The 22,455-nt window shown below is 63.9% G+C and carries 22 protein-coding genes and 1 riboswitch; of the genes, 5 read left to right on the top strand and 17 right to left on the bottom strand.

The genetic code is table 11. The features are described 5' to 3' along the window. Nucleotides 1-36 precede the first annotated feature (36 nt). From hslU to CKO25_RS05960, 9 genes are all read right to left on the bottom strand, one after another. Nucleotides 37-1,368, bottom strand: a complete 1,332-nt coding sequence (gene hslU, locus CKO25_RS06000; RefSeq protein WP_200387010.1) for an ATP-dependent protease ATPase subunit HslU — start codon at nt 1,366-1,368, stop codon at nt 37-39. 170 nt (nt 1,369-1,538) lie between these two features. Continuing rightward, nucleotides 1,539-2,084 carry an ATP-dependent protease subunit HslV gene (gene hslV, locus CKO25_RS05995; RefSeq protein WP_200387009.1) on the bottom strand — a complete coding sequence of 182 codons (546 nt, stop codon included), beginning with the start codon at nt 2,082-2,084 and terminating at the stop codon, nt 1,539-1,541. Nucleotides 2,085-2,188: 104 nt separating this feature from the next. Beyond that, entirely contained in the window at nt 2,189-2,560 is a 372-nt protein-coding gene (locus CKO25_RS05990; RefSeq protein ID WP_200387008.1) for a diacylglycerol kinase, read from the bottom strand. 15 nt (nt 2,561-2,575) lie between these two features. Further along, nucleotides 2,576-4,027, bottom strand: a complete 1,452-nt coding sequence (gene gcvPB / locus CKO25_RS05985) for an aminomethyl-transferring glycine dehydrogenase subunit GcvPB (protein ID WP_200387097.1) — start codon at nt 4,025-4,027, stop codon at nt 2,576-2,578. Nucleotides 4,028-4,181: 154 nt separating this feature from the next. Next, nucleotides 4,182-4,679, bottom strand: coding sequence for a thiol peroxidase (tpx, locus tag CKO25_RS05980; protein ID WP_200387007.1), 498 nt, complete (start codon nt 4,677-4,679; stop codon nt 4,182-4,184). Between the two features lie 167 nt (nt 4,680-4,846). Continuing rightward, on the bottom strand, nt 4,847-6,214 hold the full coding sequence (gcvPA, locus tag CKO25_RS05975) for an aminomethyl-transferring glycine dehydrogenase subunit GcvPA (protein ID WP_200387006.1): 1,368 nt from the start codon (nt 6,212-6,214) through the stop codon (nt 4,847-4,849). A gap of 198 nt (nt 6,215-6,412) precedes the next feature. Then, complete coding sequence (gene gcvH / locus CKO25_RS05970) at nt 6,413-6,805, bottom strand: glycine cleavage system protein GcvH (protein WP_200387005.1); 393 nt, start codon at nt 6,803-6,805, stop codon at nt 6,413-6,415. Between the two features lie 87 nt (nt 6,806-6,892). After that, nucleotides 6,893-7,993, bottom strand: a complete 1,101-nt coding sequence (gcvT, locus tag CKO25_RS05965; protein WP_200387004.1) for a glycine cleavage system aminomethyltransferase GcvT — start codon at nt 7,991-7,993, stop codon at nt 6,893-6,895. A gap of 319 nt (nt 7,994-8,312) precedes the next feature. Then, nucleotides 8,313-8,414: riboswitch (glycine riboswitch) on the bottom strand. A gap of 161 nt (nt 8,415-8,575) precedes the next feature. Continuing rightward, the gene (locus CKO25_RS05960; RefSeq protein WP_200387003.1) at nt 8,576-9,115 is read right to left on the bottom strand and encodes a zinc ribbon-containing protein; all 540 of its coding nucleotides are present in this window, start codon (nt 9,113-9,115) and stop codon (nt 8,576-8,578) included. 229 nt (nt 9,116-9,344) lie between these two features. Between CKO25_RS05960 and leuS the strand changes: the two genes are divergently transcribed. The 4 genes from leuS (at nt 9,345) to CKO25_RS21585 (ending at nt 13,830) form a co-directional block, all read left to right on the top strand. Further along, nucleotides 9,345-11,996 (top strand): leucine--tRNA ligase, encoded by a 2,652-nt coding sequence (gene leuS, locus CKO25_RS05955; protein ID WP_200387002.1) that lies wholly within the window; start codon nt 9,345-9,347, stop codon nt 11,994-11,996. Between the two features lie 89 nt (nt 11,997-12,085). After that, complete coding sequence (locus tag CKO25_RS05950; protein WP_338115074.1) at nt 12,086-12,601, top strand: LPS-assembly lipoprotein LptE; 516 nt, start codon at nt 12,086-12,088, stop codon at nt 12,599-12,601. Between the two features lie 24 nt (nt 12,602-12,625). Next, entirely contained in the window at nt 12,626-13,660 is a 1,035-nt protein-coding gene (gene holA / locus CKO25_RS05945) for a DNA polymerase III subunit delta (protein ID WP_200387000.1), read from the top strand. 38 nt (nt 13,661-13,698) lie between these two features. Next, nucleotides 13,699-13,830, top strand: a complete 132-nt coding sequence (locus tag CKO25_RS21585) for a hypothetical protein (protein ID WP_276569014.1) — start codon at nt 13,699-13,701, stop codon at nt 13,828-13,830. A gap of 80 nt (nt 13,831-13,910) precedes the next feature. Here CKO25_RS21585 and CKO25_RS05940 read toward each other — a convergent pair whose 3' ends face one another. The 7 genes from CKO25_RS05940 to CKO25_RS05910 form a co-directional block, all read right to left on the bottom strand. After that, nucleotides 13,911-14,276: a hypothetical protein gene (locus CKO25_RS05940; protein ID WP_200386999.1), complete on the bottom strand. Its 366-nt coding sequence runs from the start codon at nt 14,274-14,276 to the stop codon at nt 13,911-13,913. A gap of 330 nt (nt 14,277-14,606) precedes the next feature. Then, nucleotides 14,607-15,314 (bottom strand): hypothetical protein, encoded by a 708-nt coding sequence (locus tag CKO25_RS05935; protein ID WP_200386998.1) that lies wholly within the window; start codon nt 15,312-15,314, stop codon nt 14,607-14,609. Beyond that, entirely contained in the window at nt 15,311-16,582 is a 1,272-nt protein-coding gene (locus CKO25_RS05930) for an RNA-binding domain-containing protein (RefSeq protein ID WP_200386997.1), read from the bottom strand. The genes CKO25_RS05935 and CKO25_RS05930 overlap by 4 nt, the downstream gene beginning before the upstream one ends. Nucleotides 16,583-16,648: 66 nt before the next feature. Continuing rightward, the gene (locus CKO25_RS21060; RefSeq protein WP_242467446.1) at nt 16,649-16,918 is read right to left on the bottom strand and encodes a nucleotidyltransferase family protein; all 270 of its coding nucleotides are present in this window, start codon (nt 16,916-16,918) and stop codon (nt 16,649-16,651) included. A 65-nt stretch (nt 16,919-16,983) separates the two neighbouring features. Beyond that, a complete protein-coding gene (locus CKO25_RS05920) occupies nt 16,984-17,622 on the bottom strand; it encodes a hypothetical protein (RefSeq protein WP_200386996.1) in 639 nt (212 codons plus the stop codon). Beyond that, nucleotides 17,622-19,112, bottom strand: coding sequence for a ribonucleotide-diphosphate reductase subunit beta (locus CKO25_RS05915; RefSeq protein WP_371829699.1), 1,491 nt, complete (start codon nt 19,110-19,112; stop codon nt 17,622-17,624). Before CKO25_RS05915 ends, CKO25_RS05920 begins: the two co-directional genes overlap by 1 nt. Nucleotides 19,113-19,372: 260 nt before the next feature. After that, the gene (locus tag CKO25_RS05910) at nt 19,373-19,873 is read right to left on the bottom strand and encodes a hypothetical protein (RefSeq protein WP_200386995.1); all 501 of its coding nucleotides are present in this window, start codon (nt 19,871-19,873) and stop codon (nt 19,373-19,375) included. Nucleotides 19,874-20,293: 420 nt separating this feature from the next. On the opposite strand from CKO25_RS05910, the gene CKO25_RS05905 reads away from it, so the two are divergent. Then, nucleotides 20,294-20,557, top strand: a complete 264-nt coding sequence (locus tag CKO25_RS05905) for a ferredoxin (protein ID WP_200386994.1) — start codon at nt 20,294-20,296, stop codon at nt 20,555-20,557. A gap of 29 nt (nt 20,558-20,586) precedes the next feature. On the opposite strand, the gene CKO25_RS05900 is transcribed toward CKO25_RS05905, so the two are convergent. After that, entirely contained in the window at nt 20,587-22,320 is a 1,734-nt protein-coding gene (locus CKO25_RS05900) for a potassium/proton antiporter (RefSeq protein ID WP_200386993.1), read from the bottom strand. Between the last annotated feature and the right edge of the window lie 135 nt (nt 22,321-22,455).

Here is a 22,455-nt window from a genome sequence, read left to right as displayed (position 1 = left end):
GCGCGGCAGGCTCCGGCGTACAGGTTGGGTCTTGGGTTAGAGGATGTAGCGGGAGAGATCCTCGTCGGCGGCGAGCCCCGAGAGATTTTGGTCGACGTAACCGGCGTTGATGGTCACCGTCACTCGAGCGAGCTCGGACGCATTGTAGGAAACATCCTCCAACAACCGTTCGAGCACCGTATGGAGACGCCGTGCGCCAATGTTCTCGGTGCGCTCGTTGACCTGCCAGGCAATCTCCGCGATCCGTCGGATGCCGTCCTCGGTGAACTCCAGATTGACACCTTCGGTGGCCAGGAGAGCGCGGTACTGATCCGTGAGGGAGGCGTCTGGCTCGGTCAAAATCCGCACGAAATCTTCCGTGCTGAGTGCCTTGAGTTCGACCCGAATGGGGAGACGGCCCTGCAATTCCGGGATCAGATCCGAGGGCTTGGAGAGGTGAAAGGCACCCGAGGCGATGAAGAGAATGTGATCGGTTCGCACGGCACCGTGCTTGGTCGACACGGTACTGCCCTCGACTAAGGGCAAGAGGTCGCGCTGCACGCCCTCGCGCGAAACATCGGCGCCGCCCATGCCCTCGCCGCGCTTGGTGACCTTGTCGAGTTCGTCCAGAAAGACGATGCCGTTTTGTTCGACATTATCGATGGCGCGCAATTTCAGCTCTTCGTCATTCACCCGCTTGGCCGCCTCCTCATCCTGCAGCAGTTTGCGGGCGTCGCGAATGCGCAGCTTGCGACGCTTCATCCGTCCTTGACCCAGGTTCTGGAAGAGACCCTGCAACTGGTTGGTCATCTCCTCCATGCCAGGAGGCGCCATGATCTCGACCCCGAGCGGTGAGGCGGACACCTGAACCTCGATCTCACGATCGTCGAGTTCACCCGCCCGGAGCCTGGTGCGGAATTTCTCACGGGTCGCGGTGCCCACCGTGGAGCGACTCTCCTCCTCGAAATTGGTGGGCGGTGGCAACAAGGCGTCGAGGATGCGCTCCTCGGCGGCGGATTCGGCTTGCCCGGCGAGTTTACTCATCTCCTGCTCGCGCGCGAGTTTGACGCCAACATCGGCAAGATCCCGAATGATCGACTCGACATCACGACCAACATAGCCAACCTCGGTGAACTTGGTTGCCTCGACCTTGATGAAGGGCGCATCGGCGAGGCGGGCCAAGCGTCTGGCGATCTCGGTCTTGCCCACGCCCGTCGGACCAATCATCAGGATGTTCTTCGGGGTGATCTCAGAGCGCAGGGGTTCCGCGATCTGGGCGCGACGCCAGCGGTTGCGCAGGGCGATGGCGACCGCGCGTTTGGCTTCGTCCTGCCCGACGATGTGTTTGTCGAGTTCCGAGACGATACGTTGTGGGGTGATTTCCGACATCGAGTCAGTCCCTCGAATGAGCGACCCTGGGGGGCAGCCGGTGAAATTCTGATTGAGTGTGAGCGCTCGGGGCCGTGGTGATCGCGCAGTCACTGCTGGTGCCTGGATGACCGGGCGAGGTCGGGGCGGTCATGCCGATAGGCACCGGGGCGCTCGGACCCGGGGTCAGACTAGACGACCGCATCGAGTTCCTCGAGCACCAGATTGTGATTGGTGTAGATACAAATATCCGCGGCGATGTTCAAGCCTCTCTCCACGATCTCGCGGGCGCCGAGGTCGGTGTTTTCGAGCAGCGCACGCGCCGCGGCCTGAGCGAAGGCCCCGCCAGAGCCGATCGCCATCAGATCATGCTCGGGCTCCACGACATCACCGGTGCCGGAGATCATGAGGGAAGTCTCGGCATCGGCGATGCACAGCAGCGCCTCGAGCCGCCGCAGCATGCGGTCGGTGCGCCAGTCCTTGGCCAATTCGACCGCGGAACGCGTCAGGTGGCCTTGATGTTTCTCGAGTTTGGCCTCGAAGCGCTCGAACAGGGTGAAGGCATCCGCCGTAGCCCCGGCGAAACCGGCCAGGACACGACCCTTGAACAGGCGTCGAACCTTGCGCGCATTGCCTTTCATCACGGTCGGGCCGAGTGAGACCTGGCCGTCGCCGCCGATCACGACCTTGCCGGCACGGCGTACCGAGAGAATCGTCGTCCCGCGAAAACTATCCATCGTCATGTTTCGATTGTTGTCTTGATCATGCCGCTGAGTTGGGTGTCATCACCGAGACCCAACAGGGTGCGTTTGGTCGATGAGGCCTGTCCGGTCGCGTCGCCTTAGAACATTCTTGGAAACAAGATCAGGGTCCAGATCACGATTGTAAAGACAATGCTAGAGAATACGGCCGCGGATGCAATGTCCTTCGCGCGTGCCGAGAGTTCGTTGCGCTCCATGCCAACGCGGTCGACATTGGCCTCGATCGCCGAGTTCAGCAACTCGACGATGGGCACGATCAACAGGCTGCCGACCAGCAAGGCACGCTCAACCGGGGTTTCGCCGAGCCAGAGGCCAAGCGGGATCAGTGGAATCAGTAGAAAGATCTCCTGCCGGAAGGCCTCTTCGAGCTCAAAGCAAACTTTGAAGCCCTTCATCGAGTAACCGAAGGCATAGACCACCCGGCGCAGACCCTTGGACTTTGGTTTTGGCATCTTCGCGTCCGATTCTTAGGCTTGGGGCGACCAGGCCAGGTCCAGTTGGCGTGCGGCGCGAACATCATCGAGACGGCGGACCGGCATGCGATGCGGTGCCGTTTTGACGAGTTCAGGGTTGGTGCGGGCCTCGTCGCGGATCGCGATCATGGCAGCGACGAAGCCGTCGAGATCCTCCTTGCTCTCGCTCTCGGTCGGCTCGATCAACAGACATTCCGGGACCAACAGCGGAAAATAGGTGGTGGGCGCATGGTAGCCATAATCCAGGAGACGCTTGGCGAAGTCCATCGCGTTGACGCCGAATTCCTTCGCTTCCGTCTTGAGCGTGATGATGAACTCATGACTGGCGCGCCGTTGCGGATAGGCCGCATTGAAGCCGGCGGCCCGTAGCTGTGTCATGAGGTAGTTCGCATTCAAGGTGGCGAACTCGGCGACGCGCCGCATGCCCTCGCGCCCGAGCAGGCGGGCATAGACATACGCCCGTAACAAAATGCCCATGTTGCCACCGAAGGCGGTGAGCCGGCCGATGCTCTCGGGGCGGTCGGCCTCGGTGAGCCAGCGGTAATGGGCCCCCTCCCGGGTGACCAGCGGGACGGGCAGATAGGGTTCGAGCCGGGCCGAGACCCCCACCGGGCCGGCGCCCGGTCCACCCCCGCCATGGGGAGTCGAGAAGGTCTTGTGCAGGTTCATGTGGATCACGTCAAAACCCATGTCGCCGGGGCGCACCTTGCCGAGAATGGCATTGAGATTCGCGCCGTCGTAGTAGAGCAGACCGCCCGCGCGATGAACCTCCGCGGCGATCCGCTGAATATTGCGATCGAAGACGCCGACCGTGCTTGGATTGGTGAGCATGATCCCCGCCGTCTGGGGTCCCACGGCACGGGTGAGGGCGTCGATGTCGACGTCACCGTCGCTCCCGGTGGGAATTTCGCGGACCTGGAACCCACACATGACCGCCGATGCTGGATTGGTGCCATGCGCCGCGTCTGGAACCAGAATCTCGGTGCGTGCCAGATCCTTGCGGGCCCGGTGATAGGCGCGAATCATGGCCACGCCAGCGAGTTCGCCCTGTGCGCCCGCGGCGGGAGCCAGGGAGACCGCGTGCATCCCGGTCACCTCCTTGAGGATGTCTTGCAACTCGAACAGACAGGCGAGGAAGCCTTGGCTATGCGACGCGGGTGCGAGCGGATGCCGCGCGAGAAAACCCGGCAGCATGGCCAAGCTATGGCAGGCGCGCGGATTGTACTTCATGGTGCAGGAACCGAGCGGATACATGTGGGTGTCGATCGAAAAGTTCTGCTGTGACAGGCGTGTGTAATGCCGCACGGCTTGAAGTTCGGACACTTCCGGAAGCGCTGCTCGCGCGCGGCGCCGGAGCGCCACAGGCAGGTCGTCGAGCGCATGGCGCGTCAGTGGGGCCTGTGCGGTGGCGCGGCGCCCTGGCTTGGAACCTTCTTGAATCAACATGATGATGGCCTGCGTCGTTGCTCCGAGTCCGCGCGCGCGTGGCGACCGCACGGACTCGGCTCGAGGGGTGACTGTGGGCAGGGCTGGCGCGGGTCCACTCGACCCCTGCAGGGCTGGTCGATCCCGGATGCCACGGCCCGCGCCCGTGGGTCACTCAGAGCGCGGCCAAGGCCGCGTCGTAATCCGGTTCCTGCGTGATCTCGGGGACCAGTTCGACATGGATGACGCGATTCTCGGCATCCATGACGATGACGGCGCGCGCGGTGATGCCCGCGAGGGGGCCGTCCTCGATCAGCACCCCATAGTCCTTGGCGAAGTTGCGCGACCGCATCATCGATAGGGCGATGACGTTCTCGATGCCCTCGGCGCCACAGAAGCGTCCCATGGCAAACGGCAGATCCGCCGAGATCACCAGGGCGACCGCATCCGTTTTGTCGGCCATGGCGGTGTTGAAGCGTCTCGTCGAGGTTGCGCAGACCGGCGTATCGAGGCTCGGAACGATATTCAGCAGCTTCTTCTTGCCGGCGAAATCAGCCAGTGAACGATCACCAAGATCCTTGTCAACCAGCTTGAAGTCCGGAGCGGGATCGCCGATTGCCGGCAGTTCGCCAGCGAGTCGAACCGGATTGCCTTGCAGTGCGGTTTGTGCCATGAGCCTTGACCTCTTGTCGTGGTGGGGTGGGGGGATGATTGTGCCCTATTCGTCTCGAACCTGTTCAGCCGTTGCCTCACCCGCCGGGTCGGCGCCTGGCCGGGTCGTCTCCAGGGGCTAGGTCCACGCCTGGGGGCGCGGGTATTGATGGTGCCGGCGGCGGATGACTAGGCGTGGGCGAGCACGCGCGCGAGGGTGCTCGCGTAGGTCTGCATGTCCTCCTCGGTTCGCACCTCGGTGGCACAGACGAGCAACGCGGGGTCGAGTTCCGGATAATCCAGCCCGAGATCGCAGCCGCCAAGGATCTGCTGCGCGGCCAGCGCGCGCAGCAGCTCCGCTGTCGGGGCCGGCATGCGCAAGGCCTGTTCGTGAAAACTGGGCCGGTTGAATCTGGGCTCGACACCCGGGATCTCACAGAGCAGTGTACCGAGACGTTGGCTGTTGGCATGGCAGGCGGCGGCAACCCGCTCGAGCCCCTCGGGGCCGAGCAGGGCGGTATGGATGGTCGCGGCGGTGACCAGGAGGCCTTGATTGGTGCAGATGTTGGACGTCGCCTTGTTGCGCCGAATGTGTTGTTCGCGCGCCTGGAGTGTCAGGGTGAAGCCCGGTTTGCCATCGAGATCGACCGTCCGGCCAACGATCCGGCCGGGCAGCTGGCGCACGAACGCCTGGCGGCAGCAGAGAAAACCGGCATAGGGGCCGCCCGAGGAGAGCGGCATGCCGAGTGGCTGAGCCTCACCGCAGGCGATGTCGGCGCCCTGGCTACCCCAGTCGCCGGGGGGGGAGAGCACGGCCAAAGCGATCGGATTGACTACCCCGATGACCAGGGCCTCGCGGGCCTGCGCCCAATCGGTCAGGTCATCGACCTCCTCGAGGACGCCAAAGAAATTCGGTTGATTGATCACCAGTGCCGCGAAAGGACCCTGCGACTCAAGGGCGTTGAGGGCCTCCAGACTGATGTGTCCACCCTCCTCGTCGTAGGGGATATCCACCAATTCGATGCCTTGCGGCGTCACGATGCTCTGGAGCGTGCGACGATAGGCCGGATGCAGGTTCCGCGGCACCAAGACCTTGTCCGAGCGCACCTTGCGGTTGGCGCGAACGGCCATCAAGACGGCCTCGGCAAGCCCTGAGGCCCCGTCGTACAGCGAGGCGTTGGACACATCCAACCCGGTCAAGGCCGTCATCATGGACTGGAATTCGTAGAGCAATTGCAGGGTGCCCTGACTGGCTTCGGCCTGATAGGGCGTGTAGGCGCTGTAGAACTCTCCACGCGAGGTGATCTGCCACACCGCCGCGGGGATGTGATGGTCGTAGGCCCCGGCGCCGATGAAGCACAGTGGTTCACCGTCGGCACGCGCGCGCGCCTGCATCAGACGACTGATCTCCATCTCGGCGAGCCCCGCGGGCACCGCCGCGAGCGTGCCGATGCGCAACGCCTCCGGGATTTCGTCAAAGAGCGCATCGATCGATTCAACACCGATCGCCGCGAGCATCGCGGCGATGTCGTCTTGCGTGTGAGGTACGAACGGCATGGAGGGCTTCCGGATTCGGCACGCGCCGCGTGCGGTTGGTCACAAGTCAACGGGGCTGAGTGTCGACAACCACGCCGGGGTCCGTGAGACCCCGGCGTGGTTGCGGTTCGCGACCCCGGCCGCGTGCGGCGCGAGAAACGGATGAGACGGCATTGTCAGGCCGAGGAACTGGGCGTTAAGGGCCGGATAAGGGCTTCCTCAGGTCTCGTCCTCGACGCTCTGCCGATAGGCATCGGCGTCGAGCAGGGCCGTGAGGGCACCCGGGTCGCGCGGCGCCAAACGGAAGATCCAGCCCTCGTCGTAGGGGCTGTTGTTGATGGCGTCCGGTGTATCATTCAGGAGTGCATTGGCCTCGATGATCTCGCCAGCGAGTGGTGAGTAGATATCGGAGGCGGCCTTGACCGATTCGACGACGGCGCAGGCCTCCTGTGCGTCGACCTGTCGGTTCGATGCGGGGATTTCGACGAAAACGATGTCGCCGAGCGCCTCTTGCGCATGGTCGGTGATGCCAACCGTAACGGTGCCATCGCCATGATCCTTGATCCACTCATGGGTCTTGGTGTAACGCAGGTCAGCGGGGACGTCGCTCATGTGTGGTGGTCTCCATTCGGGTGTGTCGGCAGCACGACGGGGGCTGATGCCAGGGTGAGTGCTCACGGCGGCGCCCGTCGAGCGGTTTCATTGATCGATACGGACCTGGCCATGACGGACAAACGGCGGGGCGACGATGCGTGCCGCGACCGCTTTGCCGCGGATCTCGACCGAGCAGGTTGCGGGCGTCCCTGGGCGCACGCGGGCGAGACCGATGGAGCGCTCGAGCGTGGGCGAGAAGCCCCCGGAGGTCACCTCACCGACGGGTTCGCCCGCGATGAGCACGCGCTGATGGGCGCGGAGCACGCCGCGCTCGGTTAAGAGCAGGCCCACGAAGTCGTGTCGCGCGGGATCATCCCGTCGCGCACGAAGGGCCTCGCGGCCGATAAACGACCGCTCTTCCGGTTCCCAGGCCAGGGTCCAGCCGAGACCCGCGTCGAGCGGTCCGACCTCTTCGTCCATATCCTGACCGTAGAGATTCAGACCGGCCTCAAGGCGCAGGGTATCGCGTGCGCCTAGACCGCAGGGCTGTACCTGTGCCTCGAGCAGTCCTCGCCAGAGCACACTCGCGTGCACCGCCGGCAAGAGGATCTCGTAGCCGTCCTCACCGGTATACCCGGTGCGGCCCACGAACCAGCCGGCCTCGGTATCGTCTTCAACGGCCTGGAAGGAACCAAGGGCCGCGGCCGCGTCCCGGAGCCGGGCTGGCAGCAAGGGGTGGGCACGCGCGCGTGCTTCGGGACCCTGTACAGCCAGCATCGCGAGGTCATCACGGGCTTGGATCGAGACGGCTCGACCCGCTGTCTGCGCCTGCATCCAGGCCAGATCCTTGGCGGTGGTCGCGGCGTTCACGACTGCTCGATAACCCTGCGCACCCCGGTTGTAGACGATGAGGTCGTCGATCACGCCTCCGGCTGGGTTGAGCATGCAACTGTAGAGGGCCTTGCCGGGATGGGTGAGTTTGGCCACATCGTTTGCCAGGAGGATGCGGAGGTAGGATTGGGCATCCGGACCCGCGATGTCGATCGCGCGCATGTGCGAGACATCGAACAGGCCGGCGGCGCGTCGCACCGCATGGTGTTCCTCGATCTGGGAGCCATAGTGCAGGGGCATGTCCCAGCCGCCGAACGAGATCATGCGCGCCCCAAGGCGCGTGTGTTCCGAGAATAGTGGGGTACGCAGTCCCATTCGGACTCTCCGTTCGCCACGAGGGCGGGTCGTGCGCGTCATGCCTCACGGGGAGGCAAGGGCGCGACAGAATAGAGGGCTGGTGTCGACAGCACCCAAACTCGGAGTTCGATCCGGACGGAACAGCAGTCCATCCCGCCACCCGCATCGTCAGGCGATCCGATACGGGAGGCCAGTGTGACTATTCAGTCCGATCTCCGACACCGCCCCTCTGTCCTAGACCTGAGAGTTTGCAGACGGACGGCTGTGTACCGTCGCTGCTGCCCCTTCGGTGGGCCACGACGCTTACGGCGTGTGTGGCCACTCTCCAGAGTCGGTCATCATCCCCGCGGTCCGTTTGCCTGAGCGATTCCGGGCAGTGTTGCGCCTTCGGCGCCGACTCGGGATAGCGATCCAAGTCGGTCTCTCCCACGGGACTTGACGCGAATCGTGACTATAAGTCCGACGCGGCTCGATTTCCAGTGACGCGACAGACTTCCCGACTGCCGGGTTCACGCCTGCCGCGACGCGTGACCACGCGGCTTCCGCGCTGTCGATCGGCGCCCTCGCCGGGGCGCGGTCGGGACGCTGGCGGGATGACGCTCAACCCTTGGATGTGGCCTCGTTCGCTCGTCGCTTAAAGGTCAGGGAGCCACAGTCGGCGCAGGGCGGAATGCGTCCGGTCTTGACGAAATGGGTCTCCGACCCGCAGCGATCGCAGACCAGGGTGCCTGGTCCCGTGATCTCACCCGCTTGATAGAGGCTCAGTTGGCGGGCGTTCTCGGCCCATTGCGCAAGTTGCAGGCTCGTTTGATCCGCGACTTTGGCAAAGGCGTCCATCAACCGTTGCTCGATGAGTTGAAGATCGAAGCGCCACCAGTCCCGGATGTCCTCGCCGGTCTCGGCAAGATAATTGGCGGCATCCTCGATATCGCGCTGGATATACTCCGAGACCTTGTGCGCTTCCTCACGGGTTAGCTCACCGAGCTCGACCATATTGTCGCGCGTTTTCTCCAGGATCTCACGCAACCTGGGTCCCGTTTGCTCTTGTGTCTTCTCGATCGTGTCATGAGCCTGCTTCAGCATTCGCTCATAGGCATCGACTAATTTGTCAGTCGTTTTGTCCTGGTCGTGTTCAGACATGGTCGGTCTCCATAGCGTTCTGTCGGGGCGACACCGCGTCGCGCCGTGATCCCCGACTCTGAGCATAGCAGTTTGCCAAGCCCTGTTAGGGCTGGCGACCCGTATCACTGACACCCTCCAGGTACGCTCGCGGCACGGCCGGCCCGGTGTGGTTCACCGCACCGCACCGCGCTGGGTTATCCTAGTGCGTATGACATCTGCCAGCCCTGATTCGGAAGACCGAAAATCCATGCCGACCGATTATCAACCGCAGGTCATCGAGGCTGCGGCACAGCGTTTCTGGGACACGCATCAATCCTTCAAGGCCGTCGAAGACCCTGCGCGCGAGAAGTTCTACTGTCTCTCGATGTTTCCCTATCCCTCCGGGCGGCTGCACATGGGGCATGTGCGCAATTACACCATCGGGGATGTGATCGCGCGCTACCAGCGGATGCTCGGCAAGAATGTCCTACAACCGATGGGTTGGGACGCCTTTGGGCTGCCGGCCGAGAATGCCGCGATCCAAAAAGGGATCTCGCCCTCGCAATGGACGCAGTCGAACATCGCCTACATGCGCGAGCAATTGAAGCAGCTTGGGTTCGGTTACGACTGGGATCGCGAACTTGCGACCTGTGATCCGAAGTACTACCGCTGGGAGCAGTGGCTCTTCACCCGTCTTCTGGAGAAGGGGCTCGCCTACCGCTCCCACGCCACGGTCAACTGGGACCCAGTCGATCAGACCGTGCTCGCCAATGAGCAGGTCATCGATGGCAAGGGCTGGCGCTCGGGCGCGCCGGTCGAGAAACGCGAGATCCAGCAATGGTTCGTTCGCATCACGGACTACGCGCAAGAGTTGCTCGATGCGCTTGACGGACTCGCGGGCTGGCCGGAGCAAGTGCGCACCATGCAGCGCAACTGGATTGGGCGCTCCGAGGGGGTCGAGATGCGTTTCGGCATCCAGGGCGCGCACGAGACCTTGGAGATCTACACGACCCGGCCCGACACCCTCATGGGCGTGACCTACATGGCGGTGGCCGCCGAGCATCCACTCGCTCGGCGGGCGGCCCAGGATCACCCCGCGCTGGCGGCCTTCATCGAGGACTGTCGCATGGGCGGCACTTCGGAGGCCGAGATCGAGACCATGGAGAAGAAGGGTTATCCGCTCGGGATCAATGCCATTCATCCCGTCACCGGCGCGGCCGTGCCCATCTACGCGGCGAATTTCGTTCTGATGAGTTATGGCACGGGTGCCGTCATGTCGGTACCGGCGCACGATGAGCGTGACTTCTATTTTGCGCACAAATACGGCATTCCGATCCGCCCGGTGATCGTCCCCGCGGACTGGGCGGGACGACGACTCGATCTGGAGCAGACCACGCCGGGCGGCTGGCCGATCGTCGCGCTGCGGAACGAAGCGAGCGAGGCGCCGCTCGACTGGTCGAGCTGGGACGAACGCTTCGCACAGCCCGGGATGCTGATCAACTCGGGTGATTTCTCGCATCGGCACAGTGCCGAGGCCTGCGAGGCGATCGCGGCCTGGCTGGATGAGCAGGGCCGGGGGCGCAAACGCGTGAACTTCAGATTGCGTGACTGGGGCGTCTCGCGACAGCGCTACTGGGGCTGTCCGATCCCGGTGGTGAATCAACCCGATGGCGGATTACGCGCCGAAACACAACTCCCCGTTCGCCTGCCGGAGGATCTGGTGGTCGATGGTTCTGGATCGCCACTGAAAAAGCTGCCCTCCTTCTCCGCCCTTCCTCATGGGGAGACGCGCGAAACCGACACCTTCGACACCTTCTTCGAGTCCTCGTGGTACTACGCCCGCTATTGCGCGTCCGACAATGATCAGGCCATGCTCGACGAGCGAGCGAACTATTGGCTGCCGGTCGATCAGTACGTCGGCGGCATCGAACACGCCGTACTCCATTTGCTCTATGCCCGATTCTTCCACAAGCTGATGCGCGACGAGGGTCTCGTTGCCTCCGACGAACCCTTCGCGCGTTTGCTGACACAGGGCATGGTGGTCGCCGAGACCTGGTATCGCGAGCGCCCGGATGGACGAAAGGATTGGTTCAATCCGGCCGAGGTGGAGGTCGAGCGCGATGACAAGGGACGGCTGCTGCGGGCCTGGCTGAGTGCGGACGGACAACCGGTCCAATTCGGCGGCATGGAGAAGATGTCGAAGTCGAAGAACAATGGCGTCGATCCCCAAGCGCTGACCGAGCGTTATGGCGCCGACACCGTGCGGCTCTACACCATGTTCACCTCGCCGCCGGATCAATCGCTCGAATGGAACGACGAAGGCGTCGAAGGCGCCTCGCGCTTTTTAAAACGGTTGTGGTCGCTGGCCATGAGCGAGGCCGACACCATCCGGGCCGCACCGGATGTCGCGCCCGATGCACTCGACGAGACCGGGAGTACGGCGCGACGTGAGATCCATCTGGTGCTCAACAAGGCGTGTTTCGACTTCGAGCGTCATCAATTCAACACGGTGGTTTCGGGTTGCATGACGCTCGTGAATGTCCTCTACAAGCTTGCACCAGAGCTGCCGGCTCGCGGATCCCTGCTGCGCGAGGGCGTGAGTATCCTCTTGCGTCTGCTCGCGCCCATCGCGCCGCACCTCACCCATCACCTCTGGCGTGAATTGGGATTCGGCGAAGACATCCTCCGCTCGACCTGGCCCCAGGTTGATGAGACAGCACTACGACAATCGATGCTCGACTATGTGGTGCAGGTCAATGGCAAGGTGCGTGACACCATCAAGGTGGATGCGGCGGCCGAACGTGCCGAGATCGAGGCGGCCGCGCTCGCGAGCGAAAAGGTCCGCCGTTTCATCGCGGAGGCCGAGGTGCGAAAGGTCATCCTGGTGCCCAACAAGCTCGTGAACATCGTCGCCAAATGAACGCCCGTGCGCCGTCGCCCCCGCGTCCGAGCCAACGCCCGCGGCCCCCACGGGCACGGGCAACCGGTTCGGCCAGGGCCCGGTCGCGCGTGTGCTCGTCGGCTCTGTCCCTGCTGGTCATCTGTTTGCTGCCCCTGCTCCCGCTCGGCTGCGGCTTTCAGTTGCGCGGGGTGGTGGAGATCCCGGAGGCACTCAACCCCATCTATATCCAGGCTGGGGCTTCACCCGTGCGCGAGGCGCTGCTCGACCAACTCACGGGTGGCGCCGTGCAGCTTGCGCCGACCCCCGCCGAGGCCAAATTAATCGTGCGGATCTTGAGCGAGAGGCAGGCCTCGCGCGTGGTGGCGGTCGATACAACGGGCCGCGTCCTGGCCTACGAGCTGCTGTACTACGTGACCTATGACGCCATCGCGCCCGATGGCGCCGAGCTGGTGCCGGCACAGACGCTCGAGCTCATGCGTAACTTCGACAACCCGGATGTTGAGGTCCTCGGCAAGCAGCTCGAAGAGGCGATGATCTATCAGGATTTCGCACGCGATGCGGCGGATCGCATCCTCATGCGCCTGCGTGTCACCCTGATCGACACATCACCATCCCAGCCTTGATCTGGGCGCGGGGACCCATTCGTCATGCGCCTACGTTTCAATCAGCTCACCGATCAACTCGCGCGTGGTTTGGCGCCGCTCTATCTGATCTGCGGGGACGAGCCCTATCAACTGGGCGAGGCCGCGCGACTGGTGCGGGAGGCGGCGCGGCGACAGGGCTTCTCCGAGCGTGAGATCCTCGATCAGGATGGACACTTCGACTGGTCGAGTCTCGCCGCCAGCGCGGATGCCATGTCGCTGTTCTCCACCCGCAAGCTGATCGAATTGCGCATCGGGACGGCTAAACTCGGCAAGGAGGGTGGCGCGGCCATCCGGGCTTACTGTCAACGTCCCTGTCCAGACAATCTGCTACTCATGATCGCACCTGCGTTGGAGCGCAAGGAACTCCAGTCGCAATGGGCGAAACAGGTCGAAGCGGCCGGTGCCCTGGTCCAGGTCTGGCCGCTCAAGGGGCCTGAGTTGGTGCGTTGGATCGAACAGCGGTTGCGTGGTGTGGGGCTCCAGCCGGAGGCCGGCGTGGCCGAACTGATGGCCGAACGCGCCGAAGGCAATCTCCTGGCCGCCGTGCAGGAGATCGAGAAACAGCGCCTGTTGCTTGATCCGGGGCCGATTGCGATGACGGATCTGCTCGGCAATCTCGCCGACAGCGCGCGCTTCGACCTCTTCGCTCTCACCGATGCGGTCCTCGCGGGGGATCGCGCGCGCGCGCAGCGCGTCCTCCGGGGCTTGCGCGCGGAGGGTACGGCGGACATTCTGGTGCTGTGGGTCTTGGCGCGCGAACTGCGCATGCTCGCCGCAATGAGCGCGGAGCGCGCGGCAGGGGGGCGCGGTCAGCCCGGTCGCGACGCGCCCCGGTTGCCGCCGCAGCGTCAGCAGGCGATCGAGCGCGCCGTGACGCGCTTGGCTCCGAGCCTGTTACACGAGCTGCTCAAAGAGTGCGAGCGGGTCGATCAGGCGATCAAGGGGCTCGCGCCCGATGATCCCTGGCACCTGCTCACGGTGATCGCCGATCGCTTCGCCGCGGGTGGTTTGCGGGCTGGGCGCCCGCTCGCGGGCTGAGCGGCGGAATCTGACACATCATCACGAGGACGGACCATATGGATCTCGGCGGAACACTCGTTGCCATCTCACTGCTGCTCTTCCTGGGCTTGGGCGTCGCCGGGCTCTTTCTCGCCGGACGGGATCAGCGCAGCGCGACCGAGGATGATCCCGAGTCGCGGGACCCCTGAGGCGCAACGGTTGGCGGCGACATCCCGCACGACCGCCGATCTCGCGGGTACCCGATCGGTTGGACGCGACATTGCGACCTTCAGTCCAGCAGTGGCTTCAATAAGGCATCGCGCCCGTCCTGGTAGAACTCGATGTCGAGTTTCGTCGCCATGTTAACGGGCGTCGCCGCCGCACCACCCTGGACCTCCAGCGTCAGCACGGGCACCAGACACTCCTGCAGGCTCAAGCCCCCGTGTGCATAGTCCCTCCCGGCGATGAAACAGGAGACGCCCGGTGCGTAGGCGACCGGGACGGCCTCGAACCAGCTCCAGCCAAACGTCAGCGGGGTAGCGTGCGCACTGTCCTTGAGGACGGCGCAGCGCCCCCAGGTGGTCGCGCTCTGGTGCTTGGGCAGCTCGGACTTGGGCAGACCGCCGGGCATCAAGAGCCAGCCGTGATCGGTCACGATGCGCAGGCACTTCCACCCGGCCTGCCGAAGCTCCGAGCACCGCTCCAGGACCTGAGCCAGTTGGGCGTCGAGATCGCGGGCGAGGCGCAGCCCATGGGCGTGCCCGTAGTGATCCAGATCGCCCGACTCGGTCCAGAGCCCTGCTCGATGGATCGCCGGTCTCGTGCGTGTCCAACGGTTGGATGCCGTTATCGGCCAGCAGCTTGCGAAAGTGGTGCGCGGAGAGCGGCTTGCCGTCGACGGCGACCCGCGGCTCGAAGGCTTGGTCAGCCGGATCGCCGGACACCAGATGCGCCACCGGCGAGCACCAGGCTTTGCCCGATGCCGTCACCGACGGCAGGCTGGTCCAGCGCGCCGCCAGCGTCGCCGTACCGAGTGCGGCCAGCCGCTCCTTGAGGGTGACCGCCACGTCGTAACGCAGACCGTCGACAAAGACCGTGCAGACCCCATCGGCCGCTTGCGCGGGGTCCGGCATCCCGTCCGCGAACTCGCCGCTTGTGCTGAATCCGCCCGAGGCCATGAGGGCAGCCTGCAGCCGCGTGGTGGACTCCGCGAGCCAGGGCAGATAGACGGGGCCCGCAGCGCCGCGGACACCGCATCGAGATCCGCCTTGGTCTGGACGACACCCAGCGCCCGGAGCGCCGCGGCGTCCACCCGCCAACCGCCCTCCAGATAACTCCGGGCCAACTGATCCGGATCCGAACCGCTCGGCAGGTGTCTGCCGCGCTCGGCCACCTCCGCCAGATGCCCCAGCGCCACGACCAAGGGTTGGGGCTCACTTGCGTCAACGTGAAACGCCCCCGCCACGGCACACTTGATCCAGATCGCCGGGCCTTGGCCGTCTTGCGGCCGGTACGCGCCGAGCGTCACCAAGCCCGGCAGGCGTTGCCGCACGGCGGTCTGCGCGGCAGTCCACTCGCCGGTCGCGTCGGGCCAGAGCACCGCGGCGGGCTTGACCTGCACCGAGTCATTAACCTTGCTGGCGTCAATCAACTGACTGACCAAGGCGTCGAGAAGCGTTGGGGCTGGTGTCATGGTCCCGGCTGATCCGCGTTCAGTGTTCTCTCGTCTGAGGATCGCCGTGCCGGCAGCGACACGCGCAGGAAGTCATCCGTAGCTTCGAACACCGCATCGCGCCCGGCAAAGTCTCGTGTCAAGGGCACGATCTTTCGCCGAACACCCATGCCGCGCTGCTCGACATAGCCGTAGTCGCGCATCACCTCCATGATCACCGGGTTTCTGGCGGAGCGCTGCCCGGCCAACATCTTCTCCACCGTCATCGCGTTCTGCAGCGCACCCGGGCTGGTGATCTCCAGCCGATCGGCGTAGTTCACGACCTCCACCTCCATCGGGCGCGTCCAGTCGCGGTGAACGAGCGCATTCAGCAGAGCCTCCCGTACCGCCTCGGGCGCAAACCGCGTCCCCACATCGCGACGCAGATGGTCCTGCAGTTGCTCCGAGCGGACCCGGATGAAGGGCTTCATTCGGTCTGTCAGGCGTTCGACCAGGCCCGGCGCGACCGGTGGTTGGCTGTGATCCCCGGTCCACAGCGCGACCAATGGGCCGTCGATCACGCTGTCGTCCTGAGCCTGGTAGGTCATGTCGGTGCCGTCGAAGGACATCCACCGAACCCCGGCGTATCGCGTCTTCCGGCGAGGGCTGTGACCGAAGAGCACCAGCCCCGCAATCGAGCACACCGGTGGTCCGTCATTGCGGACCACCATGAACCCCAGTCCGATGAGCCGTTGATGCCAGGCGTCGTTGTCGGTCGGCGCGGCCGGGTCGCCGACAATGCGGACCAGATAGTCCTCCAGCCGCGCCCGGTCCAGATCCACAAGCGCTGTGCCCGAAACCGGCAACAGCTCCGCATGGAGCATCCCGCCGCTCTCGAACAGCCGCGCAAGCTGCTCTCGCGTCGCCCGGCGCGACGTGCTGCCGACGCGGACAAAGATCTCCTCACGATCGTTGTGACGCACCGCATAGGGCTTGGCCGGGCCTTCAGTGAGGGTCAGCACCGCCACGCGTTTGCCGTCATCGAGCGCGACGACTTCGAAGAACGGCAGGATCATCGGGTGCACGTACCGCCCGAAGACGGTGTCCATCACCCACTGCTCCAGGTCAGCCCGCTGGATGCCGCTGATGCTGCCGTCGTCCTCGACGCCGAGCAGGATCGATCCGCCCTTCAGATTGGCGATCGCAACGATCTCCTTGGCCAGTTGCTCCGGGCGCAGATCGTCCCTTTTGAACTCGATGCCCGAGTTCTCGCCGTTGGCAATCAGTTGCAGTAAGTCGCTCTTGAGCATGGATCGTCCTGGTCTATCCTGAGATACCCCTGAATCAGCCGGCTGCGTGTCGTGATGGAGGTGGAATCAGACATGGAGCGCCTCCCTCTCGACATGAGGTGCCAATTCCGGTCGCAAAGACTTGCGAGTTACGAGATCGACCGGACGTCCGAGCAGATCCTCGAGATAGAACTGAACGCCGAAATAGCGTCCAGAAGGTTCACGACGGGCTTCATGAATGCTGTCCACCATGCCATCGATCGACCTCAGGTCGTCGTCGTCGCCGCCAACCTGGTCCGACTCTTGCGCAATCCACACGGCGAGCGAGTCATCGATTTTGACGATTCGGGTCTCCATGACATGCTGTCCTCAAAAATGAGTGTCGAGTGTTTTTTCTGGTCACGCAGCTCCGGCTGCGTAACCTAGGCGATGAAGCTCTGCTTCGTGAGGCGTTGGCACGGACGGCCGATGCGCGAAGCGGAGCTTCTGCTCGCGGGTGACGAAGCCTGAGCTTCGTCACCAGAGTCCAACAGCCGCATTGGCAGGCTGACATGCGCCACGTTAGTTTTGAGCCACTGCACCGCCGCATGGCGCGCGGCCTCGAAGCGGTTGGGCAACGCCTGCGTCTTGGACACCCAATGGTCGAGATCGCAGTCGTCCAGCGCGTCTTGAAGCTGCTCGGGCGTGCCGAGCGGTACATCGGCCAGCGGCGTAAGGTGGTGCTTCTCGATCAATTCCGCGCGCTGCGTCTCGCTGAGCCGGTTCCAGTCGGCGTCCTCCGCCAGCTGGTCCTCCTGCTCCCGGAAGAGCGCCCGGTAGGCGTCGAGCTTGGCCTTGAGGGCCTGTCGCACGAGATCGACGACCTTGTCGAGCAGCGGGCGGACCGGATCCGGCTCGACCAGCAGGCTGCGCTGGGCCTCGATCGCGTCGCGCGGCCAGCCGTAGGGCGGCGCGTCGAACTGATCGCGGATCTCGGCGCCCTTCTTGCCAGGGCCGATGTAGGCCAGCAGCCTCCCGGTGACGGATTCCTTGATGCCCTCGACCAGGGTCGAGACGCGCATCAATCCCAGTTGAGCGCGCCACCGGTTTGATACTCGGTAACCCGCGTCTCGAAGAAGTTCTTTTCCTTTTTTAAATCAAGTACTTCGGACATCCATGGGAAGGGATTGGTGGCGCCTGGGTATTGCTCGGGAAGCCCGATCTGCGCGCAGCGGCGATTGGCGATGAATTGCAGGTATTCGGCGAACATCGGGGCATTCAGCCCGAGCACGCCCCGTGGCATGGTGTCGTGGGCGTATTGGGACTCCATGGCGACGGCATCACGGATCATGGTGACGAGTTCCTGCTTGAACGCCTCGGTCCAGAGATGCGGATTCTCGATCTTGATCTGATTGATGACGTCGATACCGAAGTTCATGTGCATGGATTCGTCGCGCAGAATGTACTGGAACTGCTCGGCGGTCCCCGTCATCTTGTTGCGCCGACCCATGCTCAGCACCTGCACGAAGCCGACATAAAAGAAGATGCCCTCGAAGATCACGTAAAAGGCAACCAACTCGCGCAGCAGCTTGCGATCGTTCTCGGGCGTACCGGTCGAGAAATGGGGATCGGCGAGATATTGTGTGTAAGGCAGCGCCCACTCGGCCTTGCGGGCGACCGATGGAACCTCGCGATACATGTTGAAGATCTCGCCCTCATCGAGACCCAGGCTTTCGACAACGTATTGGTAGGCGTGCGTGTGCAGGGCCTCCTCGAAGGCTTGGCGCAGCAGGTATTGACGGCACTCGGGGTTGGAGATGTGACGATAAACGGCGAGCACTAAATTATTGGCAACGAGCGAGTCCGCGGTCGAGAAGAAACCGAGATTGCGCTTGATGATGGTGCGCTCGTCGTCGGTCAGCCCGTTGGGATCCTTCCAGAGCGCGATGTCCGCGTTCATGTTGATCTCTTGCGGCATCCAATGGTTGGCGCAGGCGTCGAGATATTTCTGCCAGGCCCAGTCGTACTTGAAGGGGACGAGCTGATTGAGATCGGCGCGGCAGTTGATGATCTTCTTGTCATCGACGCGGACCCGCCCGGCGCCCATCTCCAGTGATTCCAGTCCCGTGGCCCCGCCGACTCCCTCGCCCGTCTCCGCGCCGGTGTGGTGGTCGGGCGGGAGGAGGGTGTCGTGGATCGGGAGTTCCGCTTGCTGCGCCGGGGGCAGCGCGAAGGGGTCTGGAGCCACCACCGGAGCCGCCCCGGCGGTGGCCATCAGATCGGAGTTGCTGACGAGTCCCTGTCCCGGGCGCACGCCCGCGGGTCTGTCGCCGATCTGCTGGAGCGCGGCGCGCGCCGGCTGAGACGCAGTGGCTTGCGCGCGATGGGGTTGAGGCGTTGTTGTGTGGCCGAGGTGAGGCTCGCTGGTGTCGCGCATCCAGTCAGGGATCTGGCCATCATGGTCCTGATGCGCGTCATCCAGGTGCTGGTCCTGGAGGTGCCGCGGCGACTGGCGCGTGGGCTGACGCACTAGGGGGGTCGCGGCGGCTAAGGGGTCGTCCCAGTTCAGCATGTCTGATCTCCTCGTATTCGCATCATGAGGCCGGTGGTGGCGTTGCACTTCAGGCAGGGATAGTCTGCCTCACGGGTCTCATCCCGCGTTCCTCAGTGTAGGGGTGGGCGGGTTCAGACACAAGTCAGACGCGCACAACATCTTGTGTTGCGCACAGCTCAGGCACACCTGATGTAGTGTTTTCAGGGCCTTGCGCAGGGTGTTCAGGCGGGGCTGGTCGCGGCGTCATCCTGTCGCGTTTCGGTCTCGGGCGTCGCGGGCTAGGCGGCGCTGGGGGCCTCCATCGCTTCGACCCAAAGGGTCCGCGGCTCGGTGCTCATCGCCTCCTCGGTGGATGTCCAATGCGCGGTGTCCGCGGCCGGTTCCGTCTCAGCCTCAGCCTCAGCCTCGTCCTCGTGCCAAGCCAGCGGCAGATAGCGGGCGATCAAGTCATGCAACGCTGTTGCGGCAAGTGTCGCCTGTTCGTACGGAAGACGATCGAAGCCGATGAGCGTCGGCTTGACACGCAGAAAGGACTCTTCCGTGGCGTGGCGCTCGAAGATGGCACGGGCATCGCGCTCGAGTTCGGACAGGCGCTCCCGCAGTAGGGCATCGCAAGCAACCGGCAGGGTGACGAAGTCCCACAGGACGTCAGCGGTTTGCTCCCCCCGGCGGACGAGAACAAACGGCGAGCCGGTCTGACGACAATGCTGGAACCAGTCGCTGTCACTGAAGTGATACGGATCTTGGATGTCGACGAGTTCGAATGGGGTGTCGGTCATGAAGCGTCTCCTAAAGACAGATGATCCCGCTCATCGGGCCTGTCACCTTCCAATCGCCACGGCTGCAGCCGCGGCGGTTGGTCTGAATCAGGCTTACGTGGCTGCGCAATGCGCTATCGCGGCCCAAGCAACCCGGCCCGATGAGGTGGGACGATGGGCTGGGAACTTAAGGTACACCGCACGGCGCGTTTCGTCAGGCCCGAGCGACCGTCCAGTGCGCGCGGCGTGAGTGTGGGGGCTGTTTCATCATGACCCTGACGCCAGAATCGTTTCGACGGAGCTGATCAGGATACAATCCCAATTCATCAGTGCCTCAGCACCAGGCTTCGCGGCTGGGGCGAACCGCGGCGCGGGTCTGCGATCCGCGCTGTGTCCACGGCCTCGGCCACACCATGAAACCGATACGGAATCCGTTGATCGATGATAAATAAGATTGAGGTTGTCGAAGTTGCCTGCATCGGCTGCGGGACCTGCTGGGTCGCCTGCCCCGACGCCTTTCGAGAGCACGACATTGGCGATGATCTGAAGGCATTGCCAACCGGCCGACTGGGCGATCAGCATCTGATGCGGGCGGCGGCGGAAGGGTGCCCAACCCTGGCGATTTCCCTGCTCGACGCCGAAGGCGCGGTGCTGTTTCCGACCGAGGAGGCACGCGCCGCGCTTCAGGCCACCACGAATTGGTAGCCGGCTGGATGCCCTGCCTCGTTACCGCTTCAGGGCATAGGGTGCAGCTTCAGGCCAACCTTCAGGATGCGATCGCCATCGACCTCGCGCACGACGAGATCGACCGTCTTCAGTTGCAGGCGGTCGCCGACCACGGGGTGGGCAGTATGCAGCGCCTGTCGCACGTAGGCATCGATGGTGCTGTCCGCTGACGCGGCGAGGTCGGGAAAGGAGAGGCCGTAAGCCGCGGCAAGGTCGCTGACACGGGCGTCGCCATTGAGCACGAATTCGCCGAAGAAGGCTTGGTCGGACAGGCGCGCCGGGGCGGTGCTGGCCGCGAACAGGCGGTCGCATTCTGCGAGGTCGGCTGGATCCGCGATCAGATACACCGAGTCCTGCGCCTGCAGTGACCCCAGGTCGCAGGTCTCCAGGACGTGTTTCCCCCGCAGGACGGCAACCAGCCGCGCACTGCCGGGAAGGTGCATGCCGGTGCGTTGATCGACCAACACGGAAGAGTCCTTACCCAGGCAATAGCCAACCAGCTCCAACTCGCGTTGGCCGGGGATGTCCAGTTCGACCCGCTGGATCACATGACTGGTCGGCGGCACCTCGAGACCGAGCCAGCGGGCCGAGGCCGCCACGGTCCAGCCTTGGATCAGCAGGGAGACCAGGACCACGAAGAAGACGATGTTGAAATAGGTCTGGGCCTGATCCATCCCGGCCAAGAGCGGAAAGAGCGCGAGGATGATGGGGACGGCCCCACGCAGGCCAACCCAGCCGACGAAGACCTGCTCGCGCCAGGGAAAGCGAAAGGGCAGCAAACAGATCCAGACGGCGAGGGGACGGGCAACCAGAATCAAGACGGCGGCAAAGAGGAGTGCCGGGATCGCGACCGACAACAAGTCCGAGGGGGTCACCAACAACCCGAGCATCAGGAACATGCCGATCTGAGCCAGTCGCGCGACGCCGTCATGGAAGCGTTTGATGTACTGGCTCGCCTGCAATGGCCGATTGCCGACGATCAAGCCGGCAAGATAGATGGCGAGAAAGCCGCTGCCGTGCAAAATTGAGGTGATGCCGAAGATGCTCAGGCCGCCGGCCATGGCGGCCAGCGGATAGAGGCCGGGTGACATCTCGAGTCGATTGATGAGACGCACCAGTCCGAGTCCGCCGAGAATACCGAACAGGGTGCCGAGTCCCATCTGGCGCACGAACTCGAATAGCATCACCACACCGACATCTTGCTCACCACTCACAATCAGCTCGATCAGCACGATGGTCAGGAAGATGGCCATCGGGTCGTTGCTGCCGGACTCGATCTCGAGGGTCGCGCCAACACGTTGTTTGAGTTCAAGTCCCTGCGAGCGCAACAGTGAGAAGACCGCGGCGGCGTCGGTCGAGCCGACAATCGCGCCCAGTAACAGCCCCTCCATCCAATGCAGGTCAAGCAGCCAGGTGGCGAACCAGCCCGTCACAGCGGCCGTGATCACCACCCCCACCGTGGCGAGTCCGAGTGCGGGCTTGAGCCCGACGCGGAAGTTGCGAAAGGGGGTCATGAGTCCGCCATCGAAGAGGATGATGGCTAGGGCGAGGCTGCCGAACAAATGGGCAAGCTGAACATCATCGAACTGGATCCCGCCCGGCCCCTGTTCTCCGAGCATCATGCCGATGAGCAAGAAGACGAGTAGCAGGGGAACCCCCAGCCGACTGGTCACGACGCTCGCGAGGATGCTGGCGAAGAGCACCAAGGACACGACTAGGATGATTTGATTGGTGAGATCCATCGATGTGCGTGAGCTGGCTGATGGGGGATGTGAAACCAGGGTCGAAGATTAAGCAAAAAAAAGACCAAAAGCCAATATTCTCGACCGCTGAACTCGGAGACTGGCCCATCCTTGACGGTCCAGGAGCGGGTTTCA

The sequence above is a fragment of the Thiocapsa imhoffii genome (genome assembly GCF_016583985.1).
Taxonomy (GTDB): domain Bacteria; phylum Pseudomonadota; class Gammaproteobacteria; order Chromatiales; family Chromatiaceae; genus Thiocapsa; species Thiocapsa imhoffii.
This window is presented reverse-complemented; position numbering and strand designations above follow the sequence as displayed.

Excerpts from the sequence above, each read along its gene's own strand:
- hslU (WP_200387010.1), bottom strand. The coding sequence starts at position 1,368 with ATGTCGGAAATCACCCCACAACGTATCGTCTCGGAACTCGACAAACAC.
- hslV (WP_200387009.1), bottom strand. The coding sequence starts at position 2,084 with ATGGATAGTTTTCGCGGGACGACGATTCTCTCGGTACGCCGTGCCGGC.
- CKO25_RS05990 (WP_200387008.1), bottom strand. The coding sequence starts at position 2,560 with ATGCCAAAACCAAAGTCCAAGGGTCTGCGCCGGGTGGTCTATGCCTTC.
- gcvPB (WP_200387097.1), bottom strand. The coding sequence starts at position 4,027 with ATGTTGATTCAAGAAGGTTCCAAGCCAGGGCGCCGCGCCACCGCACAG.
- tpx (WP_200387007.1), bottom strand. The coding sequence starts at position 4,679 with ATGGCACAAACCGCACTGCAAGGCAATCCGGTTCGACTCGCTGGCGAA.
- gcvPA (WP_200387006.1), bottom strand. The coding sequence starts at position 6,214 with ATGCCGTTCGTACCTCACACGCAAGACGACATCGCCGCGATGCTCGCG.
- gcvH (WP_200387005.1), bottom strand. The coding sequence starts at position 6,805 with ATGAGCGACGTCCCCGCTGACCTGCGTTACACCAAGACCCATGAGTGG.
- gcvT (WP_200387004.1), bottom strand. The coding sequence starts at position 7,993 with ATGGGACTGCGTACCCCACTATTCTCGGAACACACGCGCCTTGGGGCG.
- CKO25_RS05960 (WP_200387003.1), bottom strand. The coding sequence starts at position 9,115 with ATGTCTGAACACGACCAGGACAAAACGACTGACAAATTAGTCGATGCC.
- leuS (WP_200387002.1), top strand. The coding sequence starts at position 9,345 with ATGCCGACCGATTATCAACCGCAGGTCATCGAGGCTGCGGCACAGCGT.
- holA (WP_200387000.1), top strand. The coding sequence starts at position 12,626 with ATGCGCCTACGTTTCAATCAGCTCACCGATCAACTCGCGCGTGGTTTG.
- CKO25_RS21585 (WP_276569014.1), top strand. The coding sequence starts at position 13,699 with ATGGATCTCGGCGGAACACTCGTTGCCATCTCACTGCTGCTCTTCCTG.
- CKO25_RS05935 (WP_200386998.1), bottom strand. The coding sequence starts at position 15,314 with ATGACACCAGCCCCAACGCTTCTCGACGCCTTGGTCAGTCAGTTGATT.
- CKO25_RS05930 (WP_200386997.1), bottom strand. The coding sequence starts at position 16,582 with ATGCTCAAGAGCGACTTACTGCAACTGATTGCCAACGGCGAGAACTCG.
- CKO25_RS21060 (WP_242467446.1), bottom strand. The coding sequence starts at position 16,918 with ATGGAGACCCGAATCGTCAAAATCGATGACTCGCTCGCCGTGTGGATT.
- CKO25_RS05920 (WP_200386996.1), bottom strand. The coding sequence starts at position 17,622 with ATGCGCGTCTCGACCCTGGTCGAGGGCATCAAGGAATCCGTCACCGGG.
- CKO25_RS05915 (WP_371829699.1), bottom strand. The coding sequence starts at position 19,112 with ATGCTGAACTGGGACGACCCCTTAGCCGCCGCGACCCCCCTAGTGCGT.
- CKO25_RS05910 (WP_200386995.1), bottom strand. The coding sequence starts at position 19,873 with ATGACCGACACCCCATTCGAACTCGTCGACATCCAAGATCCGTATCAC.
- CKO25_RS05905 (WP_200386994.1), top strand. The coding sequence starts at position 20,294 with ATGATAAATAAGATTGAGGTTGTCGAAGTTGCCTGCATCGGCTGCGGG.
- CKO25_RS05900 (WP_200386993.1), bottom strand. The coding sequence starts at position 22,320 with ATGGATCTCACCAATCAAATCATCCTAGTCGTGTCCTTGGTGCTCTTC.